The 19,429-nt window shown below is 69.1% G+C and carries 15 protein-coding genes; 8 read left to right on the forward strand and 7 right to left on the reverse strand.

Annotated features, from left to right (window positions below):
- Positions 1-57: 57 nt before the first annotated feature.
- A complete protein-coding gene (locus NR792_RS16525; protein ID WP_375760992.1) occupies positions 58-1,644 on the reverse strand; it encodes a hypothetical protein in 1,587 nt (528 codons plus the stop codon).
- Between the two features lie 180 nt (positions 1,645-1,824).
- Here NR792_RS16525 and NR792_RS16530 point away from each other — a divergent pair, with 180 nt between their 5' ends.
- From NR792_RS16530 to NR792_RS16545, 4 genes are all read left to right on the forward strand, one after another.
- Complete coding sequence (locus tag NR792_RS16530; protein WP_375760993.1) at positions 1,825-4,929, forward strand: tetratricopeptide repeat protein; 3,105 nt, start codon at positions 1,825-1,827, stop codon at positions 4,927-4,929.
- On the forward strand, positions 4,926-5,825 hold the full coding sequence (locus NR792_RS16535) for an RNA polymerase subunit sigma-70 (protein WP_375760994.1): 900 nt from the start codon (positions 4,926-4,928) through the stop codon (positions 5,823-5,825). The genes NR792_RS16530 and NR792_RS16535 overlap by 4 nt, the downstream gene beginning before the upstream one ends.
- Before the next feature lie 234 nt (positions 5,826-6,059).
- The gene (locus NR792_RS16540) at positions 6,060-6,824 is read left to right on the forward strand and encodes a hypothetical protein (RefSeq protein ID WP_375760995.1); all 765 of its coding nucleotides are present in this window, start codon (positions 6,060-6,062) and stop codon (positions 6,822-6,824) included.
- A 14-nt stretch (positions 6,825-6,838) separates the two neighbouring features.
- On the forward strand, positions 6,839-8,122 hold the full coding sequence (locus tag NR792_RS16545) for a Kelch repeat-containing protein (protein ID WP_375760996.1): 1,284 nt from the start codon (positions 6,839-6,841) through the stop codon (positions 8,120-8,122).
- A gap of 93 nt (positions 8,123-8,215) precedes the next feature.
- Here the strand turns inward: NR792_RS16545 and NR792_RS16550 are convergent, their stop codons facing one another.
- Entirely contained in the window at positions 8,216-8,575 is a 360-nt protein-coding gene (locus NR792_RS16550) for a hypothetical protein (protein WP_375760997.1), read from the reverse strand.
- Positions 8,576-9,048: 473 nt separating this feature from the next.
- On the opposite strand from NR792_RS16550, the gene NR792_RS16555 reads away from it, so the two are divergent.
- Positions 9,049-11,175: a M28 family peptidase gene (locus NR792_RS16555; RefSeq protein ID WP_375760998.1), complete on the forward strand. Its 2,127-nt coding sequence runs from the start codon at positions 9,049-9,051 to the stop codon at positions 11,173-11,175.
- Here the strand turns inward: NR792_RS16555 and NR792_RS16560 are convergent.
- Positions 11,097-12,146, reverse strand: coding sequence for a ferritin-like domain-containing protein (locus NR792_RS16560; protein WP_375760999.1), 1,050 nt, complete (start codon positions 12,144-12,146; stop codon positions 11,097-11,099). The genes NR792_RS16555 and NR792_RS16560 overlap by 79 nt on opposite strands.
- A gap of 315 nt (positions 12,147-12,461) precedes the next feature.
- Between NR792_RS16560 and NR792_RS16565 the strand changes: the two genes are divergently transcribed.
- The 3 genes from NR792_RS16565 (at position 12,462) to NR792_RS16575 (ending at position 15,198) form a co-directional block, all read left to right on the forward strand.
- Positions 12,462-13,052: a DUF1353 domain-containing protein gene (locus tag NR792_RS16565; protein WP_375761000.1), complete on the forward strand. Its 591-nt coding sequence runs from the start codon at positions 12,462-12,464 to the stop codon at positions 13,050-13,052.
- Positions 13,053-13,152: 100 nt separating this feature from the next.
- Positions 13,153-14,184, forward strand: coding sequence for a DUF3592 domain-containing protein (locus NR792_RS16570; RefSeq protein ID WP_375761001.1), 1,032 nt, complete (start codon positions 13,153-13,155; stop codon positions 14,182-14,184).
- 300 nt (positions 14,185-14,484) lie between these two features.
- Positions 14,485-15,198, forward strand: coding sequence for a hypothetical protein (locus NR792_RS16575; RefSeq protein WP_375761002.1), 714 nt, complete (start codon positions 14,485-14,487; stop codon positions 15,196-15,198).
- Between the two features lie 356 nt (positions 15,199-15,554).
- On the opposite strand, the gene NR792_RS16580 is transcribed toward NR792_RS16575, so the two are convergent.
- The 4 genes from NR792_RS16580 to NR792_RS16595 all read right to left on the reverse strand — a co-directional run bounded on the left by NR792_RS16580 (position 15,555) and on the right by NR792_RS16595 (position 19,406).
- Entirely contained in the window at positions 15,555-15,725 is a 171-nt protein-coding gene (locus NR792_RS16580; protein ID WP_375761003.1) for an Imm52 family immunity protein, read from the reverse strand.
- Positions 15,726-15,736: 11 nt separating this feature from the next.
- Positions 15,737-16,207 carry an NUDIX hydrolase gene (locus NR792_RS16585; protein WP_375761004.1) on the reverse strand — a complete coding sequence of 157 codons (471 nt, stop codon included), beginning with the start codon at positions 16,205-16,207 and terminating at the stop codon, positions 15,737-15,739.
- Positions 16,204-17,724 carry a DUF2380 domain-containing protein gene (locus NR792_RS16590; RefSeq protein WP_375761005.1) on the reverse strand — a complete coding sequence of 507 codons (1,521 nt, stop codon included), beginning with the start codon at positions 17,722-17,724 and terminating at the stop codon, positions 16,204-16,206. Before NR792_RS16590 ends, NR792_RS16585 begins: the two co-directional genes overlap by 4 nt.
- Positions 17,725-17,814: 90 nt before the next feature.
- A protein-coding gene (locus tag NR792_RS16595) for an IS3 family transposase (protein ID WP_375756402.1) occupies positions 17,815-19,406 on the reverse strand; the annotation gives its coding sequence in 2 pieces (ribosomal slippage) (positions 17,815-18,915 and positions 18,918-19,406; 1,590 coding nt in all).
- Positions 19,407-19,429: the final 23 nt, after the last annotated feature.

Genomic DNA, 19,429 nt, shown 5'->3' on the forward strand with positions numbered 1-19,429 from the left:
CCCAGGACCTCTTGAGGCAGCTTGGAAGGCCCGCCGGGCTCGCGGTGCGCGGCGCGCTCAGCCCAGGCCCTGCTGCCGGTTCAAGAAGGCTTCCGCACGGGTCGCGTCATAGTCCGTGGCCAGGTCCGGATTGGCTATCAACGAACCGAAGGCCGAGTGGAAGGGAATGGCCTCATTCGGCTTCTTCTGGGCCTCATGAAGACCGTCCTTCACCCACTTCTTGATGCCATCAAAGGCAACGTCTTTCAGGTGCCCGACGCCTGGAATGGGCAGAGCGGGGATGAACTCCTTCACTGAGGAGGCGAAGAAATCCGTGGCCCCATCAATGGCCTCGTTCTCCTTCTTCAGGTTCTCGGCGGCGACGTGGAATCCCCCCTCCAGCGTCCCCACCAGGCTCCCCAGCAACCGTGCATCCCGCTTCACGGAAGCAGGCAGCTGCCCGTCCTTGGTGTTGGCGTGCTTGTTGAGCGGCCCCATCAAGTCCCCGAGCTTCGCCGCGACGCTCTTGCCGAGGGCGTCCTTGGAGGGAACCGCGGGGTTGGAGAACAAGGTCCGGGAGAAGAAGGTGGACAGTGCCTTCTGCCCCGTCACGCTCAACTTCCCATTCGCCTCCTGCAGCCCCTTGAGCAGGGTGTCGCGATTGCTGACGAAGAGCTTGGTGAGGTCCTCCCTCAGGGGCGCCCACCTCGCGTCCCCAACGGGGGTCTTCCCCAGGGTGGCTGCCGTATCAGCGAAGACCTTGGTCTTGAAGGCATCATAACGATGGCCCTTCAGGTCTCGGATCTCGCCGAACACCTTGCTGAGCCCATCCATCTTGGTGGGAGCCCGAGCGCTGAAGCTGCCGTTGAGCGGAGGCTGCGACAGGCCCTTCTGGAGGATGGCGTTGAACTTGTCGGGCCCCAGCTTGTCCACGTACTCCTTGAGCAGCGTGCGGTTGGAGGAGAGCACGTCCCCGAACTTCTGCGCGGCGACGTGACTCTTGTCCGCGGTCTTCGCGGCCTCATCGAGGAATGCACGCCGCGCCGCCGCACTGGCCTCGGGCTGCTTGAGGACCGAGACCAGGGTATCCGGCGTGCTGCTCCGGGCCGCATCCCGGGCGAGCTCCTGGGAAACGGAGCGGGGCAGCTGGTTCGTGCTCCTGGCGAGCGCCTTCAGCGCCTCCGTCTGCGCGGCGTCCGTCTTGTAGAGCCCCTTCTGATCATTGGCGACCTGGGCGGAAGCCGCCGCGAACAGCTCCTTGCTGTCCTTGGCCCCCAGGTTCGCGTACAGCTCCTTGACGAAGGCCGGGTTGTTCTGGTGCTTGCGGATGACGTCGGTGAAGTCCTGGGTCCGGCTGTCGCGTCCCGCGGCGCCAAAGTACGTGTCCTTGGCCTTCAGTCGCGCCGCGGCTTCCTTCCCTGTCGCGGCGTCCTGCGGACGTCCCTCGTCCCTGGCTGGAGGACTCTTCGCGGCTGCCCCGGCCGCGGAGGGTGAGGGCGCCTTCTTCGGGGACGCGGCCTCAAATGAGTCCTTCTTGCTGTAGCCGGCTTCCCTCGAGTTCGTGGCGTGTGGCTGCTGGGCCTTGGGCTTGGGGGCTTGTGGCTCGGGACTCTTCTGGGTCGTCGTCCGGGCGGAAACGTCTGCGGCACGGGAAACACCAGCCATATGCGAACCTCGGGAGAAAAGAAGTGGGAGCCGTCGTCCGAAAAGGATTCACAACCCATCATCGGCATGGACAGATCACCGCGGGCCTGGCCATGCGCTCGTGGGGAAAGAGGGAATGGGCGCGCCCGCGTCCCAAGATTTCCTTGGGATTTCTGAACGCGGCCCGGAGGGTGTGACCCCATGCATTCCTGTCCCCAGGAAGCGACGCTGACGGACCTCCTGTCCGGGCTGCTCTCCGAAGAGCACCGGAGCGCGGTCCTGGCGCACGTGGAGGGCTGTACGGACTGCCGCTGGGTCCTGGCGGCGGGCAATGGCACCCAGACCCTGGCGGACGCTCCGGCGGCCTCCGCGCAGGCGCCCTCCCAGCCCCTGCAGCCGGGCGACAGGCTCTCCCGGTACGTGGTGCGAGAGCTCCTCGGCGCGGGAGCGATGGGCGTCGTGTACGCGGCGGATGACCCCGAGCTGGGACGCCGGGTGGCCCTCAAGCTGCTGCGCCCGGAGGGACGCCAGCGCGAGGAGCTGCGGCAGCGGCTGCTGCGCGAGGCCCAGGCGCTGGCCCGGCTCGCGCATCCCAATGTCGTCACCCTCTATGACGTGGGCACCCACGGGGACGGCGTCTTCCTCGCCATGGAGCTGGTGGAGGGCACCACGCTGGCGGAGTGGATGCGGGAGCCGCGTCCCTGGAAGGAGGTGCTCCGGGTCTTCCTCGAAGCCGGCAAGGGCCTCGCCGCCGCGCACGCCGCGGGCCTGGTGCACCGGGACTTCAAGCCCGCCAACACCCTCCTGGGCAAGGAGGGCCGCGTCTTCGTGACGGACTTCGGCATCGCCGGGCCGCTCCCTCCGGACGAGGACACTCCGCTCCAGGCTCCCGGCAAGGCCCCGGTCGCCGCCATGAGGCACCTCACGCGGACGGGCCAGCTCCTGGGCACGCCCGCCTACATGGCGCCAGAGCTCATGGAGGGCCAGCACGCGGACGCCCACTCCGACGAGTTCAGCTTCTGCGTCGCGCTATACGAGGCCCTCTTTGGTGTGCGCCCCTTCCAGGGGGCGACCCTCCAGGAGCTGGCCCAGGCCGCGCGGCAAGGCCGCATCCGCCCCCCGAAGCGCGAGGTGAAGGTTCCAGCCCGCGTCCGGCGCGCGGTCCTCCGGGGGCTCAGCGCCAACCCCCAGGAGCGCTTCCCGTCCATGGCGGCCCTCCTGGCGGCCCTCGCTCCACGGCCCATCCGGTGGATGGCGCGGATGATGGCCACTGCGGCCGTGGCCGGCGTGCTGGGCACCCTCGCGGCCTACGGGGTGACGCATCGGGAGGGGAACCCCTGCGAGCAGGAAGGAGAGAAGCTCACGGTGGCCTGGAGCCCCGCGCGACGCGAACGGATCCGCACGGCCTTCCTGTCCACGGGCGCGTCCTACGCCGCGCCCGCCTGGGAGCAGATCGCGTCGGTGCTGGACGCCTACGCGGCCCAATGGCGGACGCTTCGCACCGAGGCCTGCATGGCCGCGGACGGAGACACGGCGGACGTCGCCTGGCAGACGGCCGCGTGCCTCGACGCGCGGCTCTGGCAGTTCGCCGCCGTGACCGAGGTGCTGGAAAAGGCGGACGTGCTGACGGTGCAGAACGCGCACCCGCTGACGACCTCCCTCCAGGCGCTCGCCGGCTGCCGGGACGCGCCTGGCCTCTCCGCCCGGCCGCAGCCGCCCGAGAACCTCCGAACCCGGGTGGAGGCGGCACGGCACAAGCTGGCGCTGGCACACGCCCACCTCGTGTCGCACCGGTTCAAGGAGGGCCTCGCGGTGACGACCGCCCTCCTCGAAGAGCCGAAGGCGTCTGGCTACAAGCCGCTGGAGGCAGAGGTGTTCCTGGCCCACGGCACGCTCCTCGGGAGCCTCGACAGGCCGAAGGAAGCAGAGGCGTTCGTCTACCAGGCCCTGTGGGCCGCCGAGGCCGCGCGTGACGACGAGACGGTGGCGCGGGCCTGGCTGGAGCTCATGCGGGTGGTGGGCGAAGAGCAGTCCCGCCTCGATGAAGCGGAGAAGCTCGTCCGGCACGCCCGGGCCGCCGTCGAGCGGTTGGGGCGGGAGCACTTCCCGGACATCACGACGGACCTGCACACGCGCCTGACGTCCCTGCGCCAGATGCAAGGCCATTTCGCCGAGGCGGAGCAGGAGGCACTCCAGGGCCTGGAGTTCTCGCGCAGGAGGAATGGCCCGGACAGCCTCCGTACGCCCATCCTCCTCCACCAGCTGGGACGCATCCGCTTCAGCCAGCGCCGCTATGAGGAGTCGCTGAAGTTCCACCGCGAGGCCCTGGCGCTGCGAGAGCGCGTGCTGGGCCCCGGCAACCCGGCCCTCGTGACGTCCTACAATCGGGTCGCCACGGCCTCGCTGGAAGTAGGCCGGCACGCCGAGGCCGTCAGCGCCTGGCGCAAGGCCCTGGCCCTCCAGGAGGCGTCCTCCAGCCCGGAGACCACCCCGCTGGGGACGGTGCTGCTGAACCTGGCCGGGGTCTCGCGCGTGGAGGGCCGGCTGGACGAGGCGCGCTCCCAGGTCGAGCGGGCACGCGCCATCTTCGAGCGGGCCCGGGGCCCCGACCACATCACCGTCGTCTTCACGCTCACGGAGCAGGCGGCCATCGCCCGCGAGGCGGGCCAGGACGCCGAGGCCCTGGCCTTCGCGACCGAGGCCCTGGAGCGCGTCCAGCGTTCCCTGGGCCCGGACTCGCCGCGCGCCGCCCTGCCGCTGACCGCCCGGGGGCAGGTCCACCTGAGGGCGGGCCGCTACCCCGAGGCACGGCGCGACCTGATGGACGCGCTGAAGCGGCTGGAGAAGGACTCCGGCCCGGAGGGAGCCAAGACGGTGCCCGTGCTGCAACCGCTGGCCGAGCTGGCGCTGGCGACGCGGGCCCCGAAGGAGGCGCTCGCGTACTGCGAGCGGGCGGTGACCCTCACCGAGAAGGCCGACGGCGCGCAGTCCCAGGACGGTGCCAACGCGCTGACCTGTGCCGGCAAGGCGCGGCTGGCACTGGGCGACCCGGCGCGGGCCATCCCGCTGCTCGAGCGCGCCCGTCGCATCCAGACCCGCTGGGGCGCGCCCGGTGACGCGGAGGCGGCCGGGAGGACCTCCTTCCTGTTGGCGCGGGCGCTCCTGGAAACGCGCCCCGCCCCGGACCGGGCGCGAGCGCTCGAGCTTGCCCAAGAGGCCCGGACGCGGCTGGAGTCCGTGGGAGTCCGGGGCCGGCCGGAGCTCCAGCGGGTGCTGGCCTGGCAACAGCGGGAGGCGAAGCGATGAGCGAGGAACGGACGACAGACTCCCTGGCGGCGCTGCTGCGGGAGCACCTGCCCCGGGGGCAGCGCGCGGAGCTGGACGCCGTGGAGGGGCTGGAGGCCCTGCTGGACCAGCACATTGAGGCAGCGCGGAGCGGTTGGGCAGGGACCACGACGCCGCTCCCGGCGGAGGCCTTCGCGCGGCACCTGGCCCGGCACCTGCCCGCGGGAAGGACCGCGGAGGTGCTGCGCATCCTCCACGGCGCCGACCTGTACCTCGCGTGCGCCTGCGCCAGAGGGGAGCCCTCGGCCCTCCGGGCCTTCGAGCAGCACATCCTCCGGCACATTCCCGGCCGGCTCGGGAGGGTGTCGCCGAGCATGGTGGACGAAGTGCTGCAGGTGCTGCGCGAGCGGTTGCTGGTGGGCAGCGGCGACACGCCCCCGCGGATCGCGAGCTATGGGGGACGAGGGCCCCTGCTGACCTGGGTGGGCATCGTCGCCGCGCGCATCGCCGGGGAGCTGGTGGGCCGGGACGCGCGCCAGGAGCTCGTCGCGGAGCCGCCCGAGGAGCTCGCGCGGCTCCTGGCCCCGAGCGACCCCGAGTACGCGCTGCTGCGCGAAGACGCGCGCCAGCTCCTCGTCGAGTCGCTCAAGAAGGCGGTGGCGGTGCTCCCCGAGCAGGAGCGCACCCTGCTGCGCCTGCACCACTTCCATGGGTTCACGATGGACCGGCTGACGCTCATGTATGGCGGCTCGCGCTCCGGCATCGCGCGCAGGATCGCCGAGGCCCGTGAGCAGCTGCTCGAGCGCGTTCGCATGGAGCTCACGCCCCGGCTGAAGCAGGACCGGCTCGCACTGGAGAGCCTGCTGGGGCTGCTCAGCAGTCGGCTGGATCTCAGCCTCCAGGGCTTGCTGGACTGAAACCCCGCGGCCCCTCATCCCAGGATTTTTTGGGATGCCTTCGGGCCCGCTCCCTCTTTGTCCTCGATGACATGGGCGGGAGCACCGAAAGACAATGCGAGGCGTTCTTCCACCGACGGCAAGGCACGCGCCATTCCGCCGGCCATCCCGTGGCGGTACGGCGCCGGTGTCTGGGTCCTGTTCCTGGGGCTCACCCTCCTCCCACGGGTTGCCTGGGGTGATGTCTCCCCCGGCGTGCGCGGCTGTGAGACGTCCATCGCCCTGTTGATCGAGGAGCTCGAATACGAGCGTGCGCTGGAACAGGTGGCCCGCTGCAAGGAGGCCTCAGCGGGGTCCGAGGACGCGGTGGTGATGTCGCTCTACCAGGGCGTCATCCTGGCGGAGCTGAGCGGAAGGCTGCGCGACGCCGACGCCGCCTTCAAGGCCGCCCTCACCTTGAACCCCGGTGCGGAGTTGCCGCTGCGTGTCTCGCCCAAGGTGAAGCGGTACTTCGCAGCGGTGCGCAAGGGTGTCCAGAGCAAGCTGTCCGCGCGAGAGGCAGACATGGCGGCCCCGAAGCAGGAGGCCCCCTTGGAAGCGCAGGAGGTCCAGGCGCCACGAGAGCCGCTCCCCGTCGTGGCCACGGAGCTCCCGGAGCCTTCATCCGCCCCCATGCCGGAGGTGTCCGGCGCGCGCTCATCCTTGCGCGACCGGGCGCTCGTTCCCGCCGTGGCGGGAGGGGCGCTCGTCGTCGCGGCAGGCGTCTTCTGGGGAATGGCGGAGGTGCGGAAGTCGAAGCTGGATGCCCCGGCGAAGGACCTCCACTCAGAGGCCGATGCCCGGAACGCGGCCACCAGCGCGCGAAGGCTGCAGACGGCCTCCGTGGGGCTGCTGGTGGGAGGCCTGGTGGGCCTGGGCACCTCCGCGGGAATGTACCTGCTGGGGTCGCCGAGGAAGCCGGTACCCGTGCAGCTCGGGCTGGATGGGACGTCCGTGTTCGTGTCCGGGAGGTGGCCATGAAGGCCCTGTCTCGTATGACAGTCCTTGGCGTGCTGCTGCTCAGCCTCCAGGTCGCCGCGTGTCTCGACGTCGACGCCGTGGTGGGCCAGTTCTGCCTCGACAACCCTGTCATCTGCGAGGACGGCGGTTCGGATGCGGGGCCGGACGGCAATGACCTCCTGGATGCAGGTGGACCGGACGGCGGGGACGCGGGGCAGGACGGCGGGGACGCAGGACCTGACGGGGGCCTCCCCGATGACGAGCGCGAGCCGCCGGGGTGGAAGTCCGTGGCCCCGATGCGGGTGCGGCGCACGGCGCATACGGCGACTGTGTTGGGAGATGGCCGGGTGCTAGTCGTGGGCGGAAGCAGCACGGGCGACCTCTCGATGGTCAGCCCGACGAACACGACGGAGCTCTACACCGTCGCGGCGAACAGCTGGAGCCCCGGGGGCACCCTGAGGACGGCTCGCATGAACCACACCGCCACCCTGCTGCGGAATGGCAAGGTCCTGGTGGTCGGAGGCAGGGGCCCCACGGGTGACGCGCTGGACAGCGCTGAACTCTACGACGTGGGTGCGAATGAATGGAGGGCTGTCAGTCCCATCCCCGGCGGAGCACGTGCCAGCCATGCCGCCGTCTTGCTGCCCTCGGGGAAGGTGCTGGTCGCGGGTGGCGGCTTCTCTGATACCGATGGGCTGAACACCTCCGTCCTCTATGACCCGGACCACGACGCCTGGACGAACGCGGGGGACCTGAACCTCAAGCGCAACATGCTGACGCTCACCCTGCTGGACGGTGGCGTGGCGTTGGCCATGGGTGGCTTCCATCGCTTCGGAGCCGAGACGTCCGCCGAGGTCTACGACTCGAACGCACCGGATGGAGGATGGCGACTCCTTGCGCAGGAGATGGACCGTGGGCGCAACGGGCACGCGTCGACGCTGCTGCCGTCTGGAAAGGTATTGGTCACCGGCTCCCTCGAGGGTTCACCTGGAACGGTCCTCCAGTCAGTGGACCTCTTCGAGCCAGACAGCGCTTCGTGGACACCCCAGGCAGACATGAGGGAAGCCCGCTATCTCCACACGGCCACCGCCCTGCCCTCGGGCGAGGTGTTGGTGACGGGCGGGTATTCCACCCCCTACGGGGAGCCGCGTGCCTCCGCGGAGATATTCCGGCGGGATGGCGGCTGGGAGCCCATCACCCCCATGTCCTGGGCGCGCACCTCTCACACCGCCACGTGGCTGGACTCAGGGAGTGTGCTCATCATCGGAGGCACCGACGGCGACGTGGCGTTGAACACCGCCGAGCGGTACGTCCCCTGAGCGCCGTCTGGGCTCCGCGAGCCACGACGCGGACCCGGTCGCCTGCCACCACCGAGGCGGCAGACGACGCGGGCCAGGACGCGTGGAATGCGATTACTGGCAGGTCAGGCCGACCAGCTTGTCCAGGGTGTTGACCTGGCCGTTCTCCAGGTCGTGCAGCGTGGTCTTCTCCAGGTCCACGCGCTCCTTGAACACCGGGATGTCGCCCTCCATCATCTCCACGACGGCCGAGCCGCCATCGACCTCGGAGATGGAGAGGGTGTTGCCCTTGACCACCGAGCCGTCGGAGAGCTCCAGCGCCATCTGCTCGCTGTAGCCGCTGAGGCTCAGGGAACCACCACCACAGAGCGCCTTGCAGGCGCGCCAGCCACCGATGCAGACCCGACAGCTGCCAAGGCTGTCCCGGATGATGATGACCGCGTGGGCCTGGCTCGCGAGGAGGAGGCTGCACATGACACCGAGGGTGGCCAACGGCTTACGGATTGCGTTGAGGATCTTGTCTGCTGTTCCTTTCAGCGGGCCCGGGGTTGGGGGTTCGAGGGCCTGACTCCATCTGGGGAGCGAAAGGACTGTCTTCACAACCCATGCCATTGCATTGCCATACGAATCCCGAAATGAACGGCATTCCATGGCAAGCCAACCTGTGGCGGAATCCGCCACAAAGGCAGCCGGAAGTGTGGCGGTTCGCGCTACAGCGAAGGGGCCAGGCCGGGGGAAAGGCAAGAGGTGTTGATCAGCCCCTCATGAACAGGAAGTAGAGCAGCGCGCTCAGCGCCACGGAGGCAAGGATGCTGCCCGCACAGCCCAGCTTGTTGGAAAAGAAGATCACAGGCATGGCGGCAACCTAGGCATCGCCGCGCGAATCGGCACGGCATCCCCGCGCCCGCGGGCGCTATTCTCCCAAGCCAGCCATGCTCCTCTGCCCGTTGCCCGTCGCCCTCCTCGCGGTGCTCGCCGCGCTCAGCGCCTCCGCCCAGGTCCCCACGTCCCCGCTGGGGCCCATCTCGTCCACCACCGGACTGGTGCTCCGGGACGACGTCGTGCGCGCCCTCATCCAGGAGAGCTCGGGCGACCGCATCCATGACGGCGTCCAGCGGCTGTCGCTCCTCGCCCGGGACAGCCTGGAGGGCTACGCGGAGGCGGCCGCCTGGACGAAGGCCGCCGCCGAGGCCGCGGGGCTCCAGGACGTCCACCTGGAGGCGATGAAGGACGGCCCCCAGTGGCGGGCCACGCGCGGCGAGCTGTGGGTGGCCGGCCCCCACCGGTACCGGGTGACGTCCCACGCCGACCTGCCCATGGCCCTGGCGCCCGGCAGTGGCAGCTTCGAGGGCACGGACCTGGAGCTGGTCGACGTGGGCATGGGCCTCCAGGACGCCGACTACGCGGGCAAGGACGTGAAGGGCAAGGTGGTGCTCAGCCGGGGCCACCTCGCGGTCACGCTGCTCAACGCCGTGGTGAAGCGTGGCGCCGTGGGCGTGGTCTCGTCCTACTCGACGCCGTCCTGGAACGAAGCCCACCGCATGGACGGCGACTTCCCGGATCAGGTGGGCTGGGCCGCCGTCCCCCGGCGCCTCATCCCCCAGGGAATGCGGATGCCCTTCCTGTTCATGGTGTCGGAGCGACAGGCGCAGGAGCTGCGCTTCCAGCTGCGGGAGGGCCCGGTGAAGGTGGACGTGAGCGTCGCCACGCAGGAGCCCACGGGACACCTCAGCATCGTCAGTGGCGTCATCCCCGGAACGCTCGCGGGGGAGGAGATCGTCCTCACCGGCCACCTGGACCACTACAAGCCCGGCGCCAATGACAACGCCTCCGGAGCCGCCACACTGCTGGAGCTGGTGCGCACGTACACCACGCTCATCCGCCGGGGCGTGCTGCCGCCGCCGGTGCGCACCCTGCGCGTGCTGTGGCTGCCGGAGTTCGAGGGTACCCGCGAGTGGTTCGCCCACCACGGCGCGGATCCGGTGCGGCGGGTGGCGCACTTCAACTTCGACATGCTCGGCGCCAGCCTGACCCGCGCCCACTCGCGCTTCCTGCTCTCCTACACCCCGGACTGGAATGGCAGCTTCGTGAACGCCGTGTCCGAGTCCACGGTGGCCTTCATGAACCGCTTCAACGGGGTGGCCTATCCCCCGAGGAAGGACTTCCGCATCGGCTCGGTGACGGGTTCACAGGACCCGCTGGATGCCCACATGGAGCGCTACAGCCGGGGCTCGGATCACCAGCTCTTCAACGACCACGGCATCCCCGGCGTCGCCTTCTCCACGTGGCCCGACGACGGCTACCACACCAGCGGCGACCGGCCGGAGAACGTGGACCCCACCCAGCTGCATCGCACCGCCTTCGCGGGCCTGGCCACCATCACCGTCGCCGCGTGGGCCGAAGGCACGGGCGCCCTGGAGCTTGCGCGCCTGGTGGCGGTGCACGGCGTGAGGCGCGTGGCGGAGGACGAGTTCCGGGCCCGCCGCGACCTGGCCGGGACGCCCGCCGCGCAGCTGCCCGCCTTCGCCCGTCTGGCCCGCGCCGGGGTGCGCGCCGGCTACCAGCGCGAGAAGGACGCCCTGCGCTCCTGCCTGGCCCTGGGCGCGCCCGCCGAGCCCGTGAAGGCAATGGTCAAGGCCCTGGAGACCGCCGAGTCCCAGGCCCTGAAGCGCCTGGAAGCGGAGGGCAAGGTGCGCGGGGTGTCCCTGAAGGAGCCGACTCCCAGCGAAGCCGAGCGCCGGGCGAGGGCCTTCGTTCCGCGTCGCGTGAAGGGCAAGGAGCTCGCTTCGTTCGACGAGCTGGAGTTCCGTGCGGACCCGGGGGCCCAGGCCCGGGTCGAAGCGGTGAGGGCCGCCATGACCGCCGCGGCCCGGGCCCTGCGGGAGCAGGGAGAGAGCGAGCTGCGCTTCTACCAACTGGAGGATGCGGTCGCGAGCTACGCCGACGGCAAGCGCTCCGTGGCGGACATCCGCGACGCGGCCTATTCCGAGTACGGCTATGTCTTTCCCGTGGACGCGCTGCTGGAGATGTTCGGGCTGCTGGAGCAGGGCGGCATCATGACGCGCGGACGCTGAGTCCGCGCCGCCGGCTCCACCCACGCCGAGGCCCGAGCCCGCGTCTGTTGAAGGCAGTCCTCCATCAGCCGCCCCAGCTCCGCCTGGGGCAACACGCCGTTGCGCGCCAGGAAGCCCTCGTCGACGCCCGGGATGTTGGGGAGCGTGGGCGTTCGTTGTGTGTCCAGCGCGTCCAATGCCAGATGCAGCGCCTGTCTGGCTTTGCCGCCGCCCCGCTCCAGCGCGAAGGCCAGCACGTCCCAACCCAGCTCCGCATGCCGTTCCTCATCCTCGGCGATGACCGCCAGGGTCTCCCGCACGACGGGGTCGCTGGCCCGCCGTGACGCTTCAGCGGCAACGCTGGCGGCCAGCCCTTCCCCCAGGCATCCATCCAGCAACGAGCCACGCACCAGCCGGGACCACTCGTCGCCATCGCCCGAGCTGGGGCGTGGGGGGTGGCCCTGGCCCAGCTCCGGAATCGCGCCCGCGCTCCACGGCAGCCCCGAGTAGGCCCGCGCGAGCGCGAAGCACCGCCGGGCATGGCGGACCTCGTCCAGGGCCGCCAGGTGACACGCCTCCAGCAGCTCCGAGGGCGCGCCCAGGGCGGAGAGCTTGAGCGACAGCTTCGCGAAGGCCGGAATCGACGCGTGCTCCATGCCCGCGGAGTACATCCAGGCCTCCCCCAGCACGGTCCGCTGCCAGGGCGTGAGCCCCTCCAGTCGAGGAGCGGCGTCATCCGCCCAGCCGTCCCCCAGGGTGCGACGGGCCACGCGAGCACGGCCCTTGAGACGCAGCACACGGCCCTTCGAGAAGTTCATGTGGCTGATCGCGTTGTAGGCCCAGAAAACGAGCCCCATCGTCGTGGCGCCCAGGATCGTCAGGATGCCCCCGCGGGTCCCGGAGCCCTTCCGCATGTCGACGAGCCCCCACACGAAGAGCACGGGCCCCAGGAGGACGATGCACAACAGCACCAGCACGACGAGCTCAACCATGCACGACCCTTTCGAACGTCCGCGACCTCTGTGGGCAGACAGCAACCCATGTGCCAGCGGAGGATACCGTCCCTCGTGGGAAGGACGGCCGTCCTGGTGTGCAAGAGGCCGCGCGCAAGGGCTGCGCACCTGTGCATCGCGCTGCACGGTGGCGCGGCGTGACGGCTGACGGCGTCGAACTCGGAGCGCCTGGCTCGGCTCTCGACGGAGGCAGAAGCTTCCAGCGGACCTGCGAGGTCGCATCGCCCTGATGCGGCTCACACGTTGGCCCACTCTTCAGAAGATGCCAGAATCGGAACCTGGAGGTGACTTCCCATGCCCAGAGTTGTCTTTACCCTGTGTCTCGCACTCCTGGTCAGCGCTTGCGGACGAATCAATTCCCCCGCGGTCAAGGCCTTTGATGGCAACAAGCACTGGATGCTTCTTGAGCCCGTCGTCTGGAAGATTGGCGGCTCAAGCGAAACCATTACCGTCCCCAAGGGGTTCGTTCACGACTACGCAAGCATCCCCCGCGCACTTTGGACCATAGGGCTGTCACCGCACGACCAATACAGCCGCGCGGCGATCGTGCACGACTATCTCTACTGGACTCAGCGCTGCACAAGAGACCAGGCCGACGCACTCATGATGATCGCCATGCAGGAAGAAAGAGTCTCGGCCGCGAAGCGCTGGGCTGTTTATGGCGGAGTGGTCGCAGGCGGAGGCCCGGCGTGGCAGGGCAACCGAGACGAGAGGGATTCAGGCCTCACGCGCTATGTCCCCGCCGAATACCAAAACATCTCGAGCGACGAGACCTGGCCGAACTTGCGCGTCAAGCTGAAGAACGCAGGCATTACCGAGGCTCCCGAACAGGGCAGCGCCTCATACTGCAAGCTCGGAGATAGCATCGACGTCCCCAGTTCCTAGCAATGAAGCGGTAGCCCACGGGCCACTCACCCCGTGGGCGTCTGGGTGAGTGCCCGGGGCCTGCCTCGTTCACTCCGGAGCATCCCTGTAGACTGGGGCCATGTCTTCTCGCGTGGGCGCGTCCCTCGGTTTGCTCGTGTTCCTGTTGCCATGGACGGCGATGACGGTGGCCATTGACGTCCTGGTCTGCTCCGACATGGTCCGTCAGGTGCAGGCGGAGAGCTGGCCCACCGTGCAGGGCACCATCACCCGGAGCGAGGTGGAGATGGTGCGCTCGAAGGGCATCAAGTACGCACCGAAGCTGGCCTACACCTACTCCGTCGACGGGCAGCCCTACGAGGGCAGCAAGTACCGCTTCGCCTCGTTCCGCTCGGACGATCCCAGGTACGCGGAGGATGCGGTGGCGCGCTACCCCCTCGGGGCGAGCGTCCCCGTGCATTACCGGCCCGGTCAGCCCTCGGAGGCGGTGTTGCAGCCGGGACTGATGAGCCTGGAGCTGTTCCTGCTCATGATCCTGATGCCCTTCAACCTGGTGGCACTCTGGCTGGGCACCATGGTGGTGCAAAGCTGGAAACCGCAGCCGCCGCTCCTGTCCACCTTCTTCCGGGAGGACGGCAGCGAGTGCGTGACGCTCGATGGGCCGTGGCCGAGCACCCGGGTGTTCCTGGCCTTGGGGTGCGCCGCCCTGGGGTGCTTCGTGCTCGGAGCAGCCACCGGGGCGCTCACCGCACCGCTGCCCGTGGGCGTGGGGGCCTGGGGGATCATCATCGCCTGCGGTGTGTTCGCCGGGCGGTGGTCGCGCTCCCGGCTGAAGTCCGGGCACTACGACCTGCGCCTCCACGCCCAGGCACGAAGCCTCTCCCTGCCGCCCTTCTCCCGACGGAGGCAACGGCTCGACGTCCGGTGGCGCGACGTGCGGTCGCTCCGCGTCGAAACCCAGGTGCGCCAGCACAAGGGGCGACCGGTGACCCGCTACCAGCTCACGCTCGAGCGCTCCTCTGCCGACGGAGGGGTGCGCCAGGAAGACATCGCCGGATTCAGCCGTCAGGAGCAGGCGGAGGCGCTGGCACACTGGCTGCGAACGCACCTCAAGGTGGGCGAGGCCGTTTCGGGAGAACGGCGCTCCGCCTGACGCACGGCGGGCATTGCGCATCGGAGGCCACGCGGACCAGAAGCCGTCCTATTTCTCCTATGTTCCGTGCGCGGCTCTTGCCCCGCCCCCCAATCGCTCATCCAGGTACTCTCCATGCTTCGCCCGCGACTCGCAGCCCTTGCCCTGCTCCCGCTCGTCTCCGCCTGCTCCTCTCCTGAGTGCACGGACACAGGTGACTGTGCGTCCCGGGGCCCCGACATCGTCTGTGTGGAAGAACGCTGCGTTCAGGCCTCCTCGCCAGACGCAGGGACACGTGATGCAGGTCCGGATGACTCGGGCGTGGACGCCGGCACTCCCGACGCAGGCACTGCGGACGCTGGGCTCCCGGATGCCGGCGCCTCGGATGCGGGCCCCCTGGATGGCGGTGGGTCCCCTCCGGAAGCCTCGCTCCGCATCACCGAGATCAACCCCGACGCCCCGCAGGACCTCATCGAGCTGGTGGCCGTCACCGGCGGGACGCTGACCGGCATCTCCCTCCAGGAACTCACCAACTCCGACTTCACCTTCACCTTCCCCCAGGGCTACACGGTGGAGGCAGGAGCCGTGCTGGTGCTTCACCTTGGCGGTTCCTGCACCGATGCTCCCGGCAACCCGGCCGCCTGTGGACAGACCCCGCCCTTCAGCGCCAGTGCCTGGGACTTCAGCACGCCTGGCTCGCTGAGCTACTCCGGCAAGGTGTTCGAACTGCTGTCGTCGAAGGGCACGCCTGTGGATGGCGTTCCCTTTGTCCGAGAGTCCGGAGAGATGCCCTCCAACATCGTCGCCGCCGTCCAGCGCCTGCAAGCGGACCGCGTCTGGGACGCCACTCCTTGCGTGCACGACCCCAGCACAGGTCTCGCGCGCGACCGCTTCTGCCGCAACATCGCCGTGAACTGGTCCAACCTCAACGTGAGCTCCAGCATCATGCGCATCAATGGCACCTCTCCGCTAACGACCCCGGGAACTGCAACGCAATGGAGTGGCCCCCTTCCTTCGCGCTGGGGCTCCTACTAACGGCTCCGTCGGACGCGTCGTAGACAAGGTGAATGGCATCATCGTGCCTGTACCGGAGGACTTCCGATGACACGCGCGTCGCTATTTGTTCTGTCGTTCGTTGCATTGAGCGGGTGCTCCCTTTTCCAGCGCTCGACGCGCCCACCGCATGCGCCTCCCGAAGAGGCCCAGAAGTTCGTCTTCCCAGCCCTCCCCTTCCAGGAGGGCCGGACAACGCTCTTCAGTGGCGACATCGCCACCGCCGTCCAGCTCGCGATGGATGACTTTCTCCCTGGTTGGCATCTACGCGCACACCGAACTCTGCGATCCGCACGATGAGGAAAAGCCTGGCAACCCCACTGGCCTGCCAGGCTCTTTCACTGTGGAGGCGGGGGGATTCGATGCCTTGGCCGGTCAGGCGCAACAGGCTGCATGAGGCCTGCCCTTGCCAGCCTCTCGCACGCGCGACGCGCCAGCTCCACATGCTCCGGGTTGGCCACCGTGAAGCGCACTGGAGCCAGAACGATGAGCGTGCCCTTGTCCTCCACTGGCCGCCGCGTCAGACGTCCTCGTCGGGAAGGAGCGTCAGGAGAAGTTCGTCGTCAGGGCCGAGCGGACGCCATCCAGCGGGGGGGGGATTGGCGCGAAGTGCCTCCCTAGCCAGTCGAACCCTCCCCTTATGGGTTTCTGGGGTGTACGCCGACCACTGGCTGAACACGAGGGCAACCTCCATCCGCGCGTCGTCATCCAGCACGGCCGGCCAGCCATTTGGGAGATATGCGCACAGTTCTCGCACGAACTGCCCGCGAACGAGGCGTGTGACCTGATGGCTGCGCTCCGCCTCGGCCACCAGTCCGCTGAAGACCTGCACCCCGGCAATGTCCTCTCGACCAAGCTCCTCGGCCAGCGTCACCAGCGAAGCGGTAGGGTGGGCCTCGGCAAAGTCAGTGAGTGAGTCGAAGCCGCGTTCGCGGACGCGCTCATACAGGCGGGCCTTCCAGTTCCCCTGCCATGAACGTCCGTCGGTCATCGGCTTCTCCCCTTAGTGAAACTCATCGGGATGTCGTAGATCTTCATGTTCTCTCCGACGATCCTCAGGACTGTATTCCGCGTCAACCTGCGTCCAGCCTCGGCTTCGGCGTCGCGCAGTACCTCCATGATCAGCCGATTCCACTCACCGGGCCAAGTGCGCCCCAGCTTCCAGTCTCCCCCGCCGTGAATCGCCTCGTGGTGGGCCTGATCCAACCGGACGCAGAACTGGTCGATGTCCATGTCGCCCTTGAAGCCGCGCTTCTCGAACCATTCGCGGTGCTCTTGCGGCAGCACATGGTGCTTGGGCGCATCCGACATGCCCGCCCCCGCCCTGCCCGTCACCCGCATGCCGCGAACCTCCGGGCTGTCCCCCAGCGCTTCGCGCACGCCCCTGGGCAAGTCCTGGTGCGCCTGGGTCATCGTGACCTGTCCGCCCTGAATGAGGACGGCCGCGCCGACGGCAGGCACGGAGATGACGCCCGCCTGCACGAGCCTTCGCATCATCTCCACCCACTCGGCGGAGACCACCAGTCGCGAGCCCACCATGACGCCGCCTGAACTCATCGCCAGTCCCACGCCCAGTGTCACAGGGGCCGAGGGCGGCACGCGTGGCAGGGCCATCTTCATCGTGGAGATCATCGTGACCATCTCCACCGCCTGCATCGCCGCGATGATCTGCCCGCCGAGTTTCATGGTCGCGCGGGTTTCTTGATGGAGCGTGTCGAACTCACGCGTCAGCTTCCCCATCAGATGGGGCATTGCGGTCGTCGCCGCCTCCACTCGCTCCGGGTCCAGTGAGGCGAGGTCCGTGAGCGAGGGCTCCAGCAGCCCTTGCACGCGATGAAGGTCCACGAAGAGCTTCTCGGCGCTGCACATGGGGCAGTTGCGGAGCACGGCATCCGCGAGGTGCAGGAAATCCACCCAGGTGGCCAAGAGGAACGTCCCGAATTGGGCCGCCTGGAGCTTCGGCCCTGTCATGCGTAGCAGGCCCAGTTCCATGTCCGTGTCGCCAACTTCCGAGGCCGCTTCCGTCAACGCCGTGGCGCTCCCAATCGCGCCATGAAGCCACGTCACCTGCTTGGAGCCCTGGTCGAGGTAGCGCGTGAAGACGCCGGTCAGGCTCCAGCCCCAGGGGTCTGGAGGCCGGGCCGCCAGCTTGCTGAACGCAGCCTCGACGCTGCGCAAGGAGCCCTTCACGTCTTTCGTCGCGTCGAGGACCGCCTGCCGCGTCAATGCATTACTCCGGCCCCCGCCCCCGACAGCGCTGTCTCCCACGGCGGTCACGTCGTCACGCGACTGCTGGCGGCGCAGGAGCCGTTGCTCGGGCCCAGCAAGAGCGCGCGGGAGGAGGTTCCGGGCGCGCGGGGACTCATCGCTCGGGGTTTCCACCCAGGCGGGCGAGGAGGCCTCTCGCGGTGCGTAGCTCAAGCTTCGGCCACGCCCAGGCGCTTGCGACACGGAGGCGCATCCCGTGGCCAGCAGCACCAGGGTCAGCAAGAGGGCGTCAGCGCGCATTGTCCACCCCCAGGCCCATTGAGGCGAACGCCCCCGGCCGCAGCGTCCCTTCTGGCGGTGAGCGTCAAGGTAGTTGTCGCGTGAGAGGGTTCAGCCGATGCGCTTCATCTCCTGCACTGCCGGGGTGAGGTTCGGAGAGGGGCCGAGACGGACAGGGCCCATCGGCGTCCAGTCGCGCGTGTCTCGGCTCCAGCGCTCGGGGTGACGGTCGCGAGCGCGTTGGTACACCTCGCGGCGTCGGGCCAGCAGCGCGTGCTCGCGGCAGAAGTGCCTGTCGTCGGGCGTGACGAAGCGAATAGCGGAGTGGCGGTGCTCGGTGTTGTACCAGGCCACGAAGCGCGTCACCCACGAGCGCGCATCCTCGACGGACGCGAAGGGGCGCCGCGGGAAAGAGGGGCGGTACTTCAGCGTACGGAAGAGGGCTTCGGAGAAGGCGTTGTCGTCCGAGACGCGGGGCCGGCTGAAGGAGGGCGTGACGCCCAGCCATTGCAGCGTCGCGAGCATCGTGGCGCCCTTCATGGGGCCGCCGTTGTCCGAGTGCAGCACCAGGCCCTCCGGGCAGCCGGCCTGCTGCCAGCAGCGGCGGATGAGGGCCGCTGCATGCTCGGACGACTCCTCCTCGTGCACCTCAAAGCCCATGATGCGCCGGCTGAAGACGTCCACCACCAGGTACAGGTAGAGGAAGGCTCCCTTCACCGGGCCCTTCAAGTAGGTGATGTCCCAGCTCCACACCCCGTTCGGCTCGGTGGCGGTGTGCTCGGCCCGGGGCCTGGGCGTGGGGGCCTTGGCGTGGCCTCGGTGGGCCAGCTGCCCTGCTTCGCGCAGCACCCGGTAGAAGCTTGCCTCGCTGGCCACGTACTCGCCCCGGTCGGCCAACCTGGGGACAATCTGCTTGGGCGAGGCGTCGCGGAACTCCTCGCTGTTGGCCACCGCCAGGATGCGGCGCCGCTCCAGCTCGGAGAGGCGGTTGGCCGGCTGGGTGCGTGGGCCGCACCGCCCGTCCTGGGCCGTTTCCGGCTTCCTCCAGCGCTGGATGGTGCGAGGGGCCACCCCGAGCCGCTCGCACACGGCCTCCAGGCGCACGCCCTTCTCCAGCGCCTCGTCGATGAGGGCGAGCCTCATTTCTCGCTCTTCTCGTCCGCTGCGTCGTCCTCGTCTTCCAGGGGCCGCTCGTCCCAGCCCAGCGCCTGAAGTTTTTTTTCGAGCACCAGCAGCGCCGCCGTCTCCGCCAGCGCCTTCTCCTTGCGGCGCAGCTCGCGCTCGAGCTCCTTCACCCGTTTCTCCGACGAGGCCAGCCGCCGACGCTGGCTGGCCGTTAGAGCTGCGGAGGAGGCCGTCTGCGCGCCTTGGGAAAGTGCTCCAGCGGCCGCGGCCCGCCACTCCCCCAGCTGCTCTTCATGCAGCCCTTCCCGGCGCAGAAGTGCTCCCAGCGCCTCGCCCTCCAGCCCGTGCGCTTCCGCCAGCACGCGCAGTTTCTCCTCGGGCGTCCACTTCTTCGGACCGGCAGGCTTCTTCTCCTCGGGCGGGGGCGTCATCGCCGCCAACTTATTCGCCTCCCGCAGCCACTGCGACAACGTCGGCTGCGAGACGCCCACCTGGCGCGCCAGCGCCGCGGCACTCACCGCGCCCGGGCCCACCATCCGCTTCACCATCTGAGACTTGAATGCATCCGTGTACGGCACTGCGTCCTGCCTGCTCTCGCCCC

This window comes from Corallococcus exercitus (assembly GCF_042231735.1).
GTDB lineage: Bacteria > Myxococcota > Myxococcia > Myxococcales > Myxococcaceae > Corallococcus > Corallococcus exercitus_B.

Coding starts and splice junctions, on each gene's coding strand:
- NR792_RS16525 (WP_375760992.1), bottom strand. CDS start 1,644: ATGGCTGGTGTTTCCCGTGCCGCAGACGTTTCCGCCCGGACGACGACC.
- NR792_RS16530 (WP_375760993.1), top strand. CDS start 1,825: ATGCATTCCTGTCCCCAGGAAGCGACGCTGACGGACCTCCTGTCCGGG.
- NR792_RS16535 (WP_375760994.1), top strand. CDS start 4,926: ATGAGCGAGGAACGGACGACAGACTCCCTGGCGGCGCTGCTGCGGGAG.
- NR792_RS16545 (WP_375760996.1), top strand. CDS start 6,839: ATGACAGTCCTTGGCGTGCTGCTGCTCAGCCTCCAGGTCGCCGCGTGT.
- NR792_RS16550 (WP_375760997.1), bottom strand. CDS start 8,575: ATGTGCAGCCTCCTCCTCGCGAGCCAGGCCCACGCGGTCATCATCATC.
- NR792_RS16560 (WP_375760999.1), bottom strand. CDS start 12,146: ATGGTTGAGCTCGTCGTGCTGGTGCTGTTGTGCATCGTCCTCCTGGGG.
- NR792_RS16565 (WP_375761000.1), top strand. CDS start 12,462: ATGCCCAGAGTTGTCTTTACCCTGTGTCTCGCACTCCTGGTCAGCGCT.
- NR792_RS16570 (WP_375761001.1), top strand. CDS start 13,153: ATGTCTTCTCGCGTGGGCGCGTCCCTCGGTTTGCTCGTGTTCCTGTTG.
- NR792_RS16585 (WP_375761004.1), bottom strand. CDS start 16,207: ATGACCGACGGACGTTCATGGCAGGGGAACTGGAAGGCCCGCCTGTAT.
- NR792_RS16590 (WP_375761005.1), bottom strand. CDS start 17,724: ATGCGCGCTGACGCCCTCTTGCTGACCCTGGTGCTGCTGGCCACGGGA.